Genomic DNA, 6,267 nt, shown 5'->3' with positions numbered 1-6,267 from the left:
ACGAGGCGGGCGAAGCCGTTCTTGGGGAACAGCACCCCCTTGACCTCCTCCCAGGGAACGGACCTGCTCGCCCGCCACGTCGACAGGTGGACCCCGTCCTCGTCGATCCTGGTGTGGGTCCGTGCGACCCACCAGCCGAATCCGATCGGGAGCAGCACGAGCCATCCCAGAGCGACGGGATAGGCGGTGACGGGCCAGAGGATCGCCAGGACGACGATGGCGATGACGGCGTAGGACATGGGGTTGACCCGGAAGAGTGCGCGGTCGGTGGGCGTGGACTCCGGGTGGGGTGCTCTGAATGCGGCGCTCATGGTGCCCTCCACTGTCTCACGGTCCACTATGTGGGATTCAGTTTCCACGAGTTGACGACCGTGACGGACGGGGCCTAACCTGAGCGCGTGAACACCTGGAACGGTCTAGTACTCGGCCGGCGCGTCGGCGCCTGAGCCGCTACCTGGCTTTCCGTCGACGCGCACCCTCGCCGGCCCCCGTGGCCGTCGGGGGTTTTTTGTTGCCGGGTTCCCCTGGTCCCACCGGACCGGGTGCGGCGACGAACGTCAGCTCCACGACCACCATGAAGGACAGTTGAAGTGAGCGCACCAACGGCACAGCCCGGACCCCGTCCGGGTGCAGAGCACAGGGCCCGGTCCGCGGCCCCCGAGCGGATGACGGGCGCCCAGGCGGTGGTCCGGTCCCTCGAGGAGATCGGCACCGAGGTCGTCTTCGGTATCCCCGGCGGCGCGATCCTGCCCGTCTACGATCCCCTCTACGACTCGGTCAAGGTCCGACACGTGCTGGTCCGGCACGAGCAGGGCGCAGGGCATGCGGCCACCGGGTACGCGCAGGCCACCGGCCGGGTCGGCGTCTGCATGGCCACCTCGGGCCCCGGGGCCACCAACCTCGTGACGCCGCTCGCGGACGCGCAGATGGACTCGGTTCCGATCGTCGCCATCACCGGGCAGGTGGGCACCGCGCTCATCGGCACCGACGGCTTCCAGGAGGCCGACATCTCCGGCATCACCATGCCGATCACGAAGCACAACTTCCTCGTCTCGCACGGCGAGGACATCCCGCGGATGATCGCGGAGGCGTTCCACATCGCGCAGACCGGCCGACCGGGCGCGGTGCTGGTGGACATCCCCAAGGACGTCCTGCAGGCCGAGATGACGTTCTCGTGGCCGCCGGAGATGAAGCTGCCCGGGTACCGCCCGGTCACCAAGCCCCACGGCAAGCAGATCCGCGAGGCGGCGCGGCTCATCGCCAAGGCCCAGCGCCCGGTCCTGTATGTGGGCGGCGGGGTGATCAAGGCCGACGCCTCCGCGGAGCTGCTGGCGCTGGCCGAGCTGTCGGGGATCCCGTTGGTCACCACCCTGATGGCCCGCGGTGCGTTCCCCGACTCGCACCGGCTGCACTACGGCATGCCCGGCATGCACGGCACCGTCGCGGCGGTCGCCGCGCTGCAGCGGTCTGATCTGCTCGTCACGCTGGGCGCCCGTTTCGACGACCGGGTCACCGGCCAGCTCGACACCTTCGCCCCCGACGCCAAGGTCATCCACGCAGACATCGATCCGGCGGAGATCGGCAAGAACCGCGCGGTCGACGTGCCGATCGTCGGCGACATCAAGGAGGTGCTGGTCGAGCTCGTCGAGACGCTGCGCGGCGAGCGCGACTCCGGAGCGCTCGCCGAGCCCACCGCCTGGGTGGGGCAACTGGACGAGATCCGCTCCGAGTACCCCCTCGGATACGGACCGCAGTCGGACGGTTCGCTCTCCCCGGAGTACGTGATCGAGCGCCTCAGCGCGGCAGCGGGCCCCGACGCCGTCTACTGCGCCGGCGTGGGCCAGCACCAGATGTGGGCCGCGCAGTTCGTCCAGTACGAGAAGCCGCGCACGTGGCTCAACTCGGGCGGGCTCGGGACCATGGGGTACTCGGTCCCCGCGGCGATGGGGGCCAAGTTCGGTCGTCCCGACGCCGAGGTGTGGGCCATCGACGGCGACGGGTGCTTCCAGATGACCAACCAGGAGCTCGCCACCTGTGCGATCGAGGGCGCCCCCATCAAGGTGGCGCTGATCAACAACGGCAACCTCGGCATGGTCCGCCAGTGGCAGACGCTGTTCTACGATCAGCGCTACTCGCAGACCGACCTGTCGACGCAGTCCAAGCTCATCCCCGACTTCGTCAAGCTCGGCGAGGCCCTCGGGTGCGTGGCGTTCCGCTGTGAGCGCGCCGAGGACGTCGACGAGGTCATCGCCAAGGCCCGCGAGATCAACGACCGCCCGGTGCTCATCGACTTCATCGTGGGCAAGGACGCCCAGGTGTGGCCGATGGTCGCGGCGGGTACGTCCAACGACGAGATCATGGCGGCGCGGGACATCCGGCCGCTGTTCGACGACACCGATTCCGTGGCGGACGACGCCGCGGACGTCCACGAGGTGACCGAGCGGATCGACGCCGCCGTGCTCGCCGCCCAGGAGGAGGACCAGTGACCGCCCGCTCCCACACCCTGAGCGTGCTGGTGGAGGACAAGCCCGGCGTGCTCGCGCGCGTGGCGTCGCTGTTCTCCCGGCGCGGGTTCAACATCGAGTCCCTCGCGGTGGGCCCCACCGAGACCGACGGGCTCTCACGCATGACGATCGTCGTGGCCGTCGAGGACTTCCCCCTCGAACAGGTGACCAAGCAGCTCAACAAGCTGGTCAACGTCATCAAGATCGTGGAGCAGGACCCGGCCGGCTCGGTCGCCCGCGAACTCACCTTGGTCAAGGTCCGCGCCGACACCACCAACCGTGGCCAGATCGTCGAGATCGCCAGTCTGTTCCGCGCCCACATCGTGGACGTCTCCCCGGAATCGCTCACGCTCGAGGCCACGGGTACCCCCGACAAGCTCGACGCGCTGCTGCGGATGCTCGACGGCTACGGCATCCGCGAGATCGTGCAGTCCGGCATGGTCGCGCTGGGACGCGGCCCCAAGTCCATCACCACCACTCGATAGTCTCGACTCCTACACAAGTCCCGGCTACACGAACCAACACGAAGGGAATCCACCATGGCAGTGGAGATGTTCTACGACGACTCGGCGGATCTGTCGCTGATCCAGGGCCGCAAGGTCGCCGTCATCGGTTACGGCTCGCAGGGGCACGCGCACTCGCTGAGCCTGCGCGACTCCGGCGTCGAGGTCGCGATCGGTCTGCGCGAGGGCTCCAAGTCCCGCGCGAAGGCCGAGGAGGCCGGCCTCGAGGTCATGACCGCCGCCGAGGCCACCAAGTGGGCCGACGTCATCATGCTGCTCGCCCCCGACACCTCGCAGGCGCAGATCTTCACCGAGGAGATCGAGCCCAACCTGAACGACGGCGACGCGCTGTTCTTCGGCCACGGCCTCAACATCCACTTCGGTCTGATCAAGCCCGCCGAGGGCGTCACCGTCGCGATGGTCGCCCCGAAGGGGCCCGGCCACCTGGTGCGCCGTCAGTTCGTCGACGGCAAGGGCGTCCCGGCGCTCATCGCCGTCGAGCAGGACCCGAAGGGCGAGGGCGAGGCGCTCGCGCTGTCCTACGCCAAGGCGATCGGTGGCACCCGCGCGGGCGTCATCAAGACCACCTTCAAGGACGAGACCGAGACCGACCTGTTCGGTGAGCAGGCCGTGCTGTGCGGCGGCACCGAGGAGCTCGTCAAGACGGGCTTCGAGGTCATGGTCGAGGCCGGCTATGCACCCGAGCTCGCCTACTTCGAGGTGCTCCACGAGCTCAAGCTGATCGTCGACCTCATGTACGAGGGCGGCATCGCGCGGATGAACTACTCGGTGTCCGACACCGCCGAGTTCGGCGGCTACCTCTCGGGCCCGCGCGTCATCGACGCCGGCACCAAGGAGCGCATGAAGGCCATCCTCTCCGACATCCAGGACGGCACCTTCACCAAGCGCCTCGTCGCCAACGTCGAGGGCGGCAACAAAGAGCTCGAGCAGCTCCGCAAGGAGAACGCCGAGCACCCGATCGAGGTCACCGGGCAGAAGCTGCGCGACCTGATGAGCTGGGTCGACCGGCCGATCACCGAGACCGCCTGAGACCCCTGTAGGGTCCACCGGGATCGATTCCCGAGCTTTCAGGAGGACCGCCGTGCGCCACTTCAACCGAGGAGTGGGGGCGGCGGTCCTCTCGTTCTGCCTGGTCGCGTCCACCGTCGCGTGTACGTCGGGTACGGACGAGGACGGGCCGGGGATCACCGCCGCGCAGGTCGACGGTGCGAGGATCGCGGTCGACGCCGACTCGTCCGGCGTCGAGACGACCCGCCTCCTGGTGGAGACCGCCCCGGTGGTCGTGGTGGCCGCACCGGACGAGGCCGCCCAGGCCCGCGCGGCGTCCGTGGCGGTGGGACTGCGCGCGCCGATGCTCACCGCGGTGGCCGGCGGTGACGACGCCCTCGCGAGCGAGCTGGAACGGATGGGCGCCGAGCGCGTGCTGCGGGTCGGCGAGGTGACGTTCACGCCCGACGACGGCGAGGTGGTCGACGCACCGGAGGGCCGCACCGAGCTGGAGGAGCTGACCGGGATCACGTTCGAGTCCGAGCAGGAGATCCCGGGGGACCGCGTGGACGACGTCACGGTCCACCAGGCACCGGGTTCGCCGTCCCTGATGGTCGTCGGGGAGTTCACCGCCGGCGGCGAGCCCGCGTCGGACGTCGAGGTGTTCTCCGCGGGAGGACCCGCCTGGTCGGCGGAGGAGGCCCCCCGCGTCCTCGTGTACGACCGGACCCCGGTGGCCGCGGTGGCGACCGCCGTCTCGAGCGGAGCGGCCGTCTCCCACCTCCGGGCTCCGGACCCGCGGGTCGACGGCGGCTCAGTCGAGGCGGTCATGGACGCCGACACCGTGATCGCCCTCGGGCCCGGATGGGGCACCGAGGAGGAGTTGGCCGACCGGGTCGAGATGGCCCGCTCCGTCCCCGAGCTCCCCGGCGGGGGGCAGCTGTTGTTCCCGGGCCGGCGCTTCGTGGCGGCCTACGGGTCTCCGATCACCCCGGCACTGGGCATTCTCGGTGAGCAGGGTCCGGAGGAGAGCGCCGAGCGGGTGCGACAGCTGGTCGAGGAGTACCAGCCGTACTCACCCGAGCCGGTGATCCCCGCGTTCGAGATCATCGCCACCGTCGCCTCCACATCCCCCGGAGCGGACGGCAACTACACCAACGAGTGGGCGCCGGAGGAGTTCGAGCCCCTCATCGACGCGATCACCGAGGCCGGCGGTTACGCGGTGATCGACCTGCAGCCCGGGATGGCGGACCTGCTCGACCAGGCGCGGCTGTTCGAGGAGCTGCTCAGGCGGCCCAACGTGGGGTTGGCCCTGGACCCCGAGTGGAAGCTCGAACCCGGCCAACGCCCGGGGGCGCAGATCGGCAGTGCGAGCGCCGAGGAGATCAACCGGGTCACGCACTGGCTCGCCGATCTCACCCGCGACTCCGGGGGGCCACAGAAGCTGCTCATCCTGCATCAGTTCAGCCTGGCGATGATCACCGACCGTGAGGACATCGACACCTCACGGCCCGAGGTCGCGATCTCCCTCCACGCCGACGGTCACGGGACCCCGGAGATGAAGCTGGAGACGTGGGAGGTCCTGCAGCAGGGATTGTCCCCGGACATCTGGATGGCCTGGAAGAACTTCTACGACGAGGACACGCCGACCTTCACCGCGGAGCAGACCATGGCGGTCGAACCCCGGCCGTGGTTCGTGTCCTACCAGTAGGTCGGCTCTCCGCCGGGGCGCGGGTTCGTCAACCGCGGATGATCCGCTCGGCGACGTGCTGGCCCGCCATCCCGTGGACACCGGGCCCGGGGGGCGTGGACCCGGAGGCGTGCCACACCCCCGGGACCCCGGTCGCGAAGGGATCCGCCCGTGGAACCGGACGGGCGATGAGTCCGCGCAGGTCGACGCGGCCCGCGGCGATGTCGCCGCCCTCGTAGTTCGCGTTGTGTCGGCCCATCCGCGACGCGGGCGTACAGCGGGTCGACACCACCACGTCGCGGACGCCGGGAGCGACCTCCTCCAGGGCGCGGAGGACCTGCTCGGTCTGGTCCAGCTCGGAGTAGGCGGGCACGTGTGCGTACGTCCACAGGGGTCGTCGTCCGTCGGCGGCGACCCTCCCCGGGTCCACCACCCACGGTTGGGAGACGAGGACCATCGGCCGGTCCGCGTGACGGCCCGCCGCCACGTCGCGTTCGGCCGCCGCGATCTGCTCCGCGTCACCGCCCAGGTGCACGGTCCCGGCGTCCCGCACCCGGGGGTC

The 6,267-nt window shown here is 70.0% G+C and carries 6 protein-coding genes; 4 read left to right on the top strand and 2 right to left on the bottom strand.

Annotation, left to right across the window (positions count from 1 at the left end; translation table 11 throughout):
• On the bottom strand, nucleotides 1-311 hold a 311-nt coding region (locus tag G6017_RS01375), incomplete at its 3' end, for a PH domain-containing protein (protein ID WP_182615551.1).
• 279 nt (nucleotides 312-590) lie between these two features.
• Between G6017_RS01375 and G6017_RS01370 the strand changes: the two genes are divergently transcribed.
• From G6017_RS01370 to G6017_RS01355, 4 genes are read left to right on the top strand one after another with little or no spacing between them, the layout of a single operon-like run.
• On the top strand, nucleotides 591-2,486 hold the full coding sequence (locus G6017_RS01370) for an acetolactate synthase large subunit (protein ID WP_179525520.1): 1,896 nt from the start codon (nucleotides 591-593) through the stop codon (nucleotides 2,484-2,486).
• On the top strand, nucleotides 2,483-2,989 hold the full coding sequence (gene ilvN, locus G6017_RS01365; RefSeq protein WP_179525519.1) for an acetolactate synthase small subunit: 507 nt from the start codon (nucleotides 2,483-2,485) through the stop codon (nucleotides 2,987-2,989). Before G6017_RS01370 ends, ilvN begins: the two co-directional genes overlap by 4 nt.
• 54 nt (nucleotides 2,990-3,043) lie before the next feature.
• Complete coding sequence (gene ilvC / locus G6017_RS01360) at nucleotides 3,044-4,057, top strand: ketol-acid reductoisomerase (protein ID WP_182610679.1); 1,014 nt, start codon at nucleotides 3,044-3,046, stop codon at nucleotides 4,055-4,057.
• Between the two features lie 52 nt (nucleotides 4,058-4,109).
• Nucleotides 4,110-5,726 carry a hypothetical protein gene (locus tag G6017_RS01355; protein WP_182615549.1) on the top strand — a complete coding sequence of 539 codons (1,617 nt, stop codon included), beginning with the start codon at nucleotides 4,110-4,112 and terminating at the stop codon, nucleotides 5,724-5,726.
• A 28-nt stretch (nucleotides 5,727-5,754) separates the two neighbouring features.
• Here the strand turns inward: G6017_RS01355 and G6017_RS01350 are convergent.
• On the bottom strand, nucleotides 5,755-6,267 hold a 513-nt coding region (locus G6017_RS01350; protein WP_524536227.1), incomplete at its 5' end, for a phytoene desaturase family protein.

This window comes from Dietzia sp. B44 (genome assembly GCF_014145245.1).
GTDB lineage: Bacteria > Actinomycetota > Actinomycetes > Mycobacteriales > Mycobacteriaceae > Dietzia > Dietzia natronolimnaea.
This window is presented reverse-complemented; position numbering and strand designations above follow the sequence as displayed.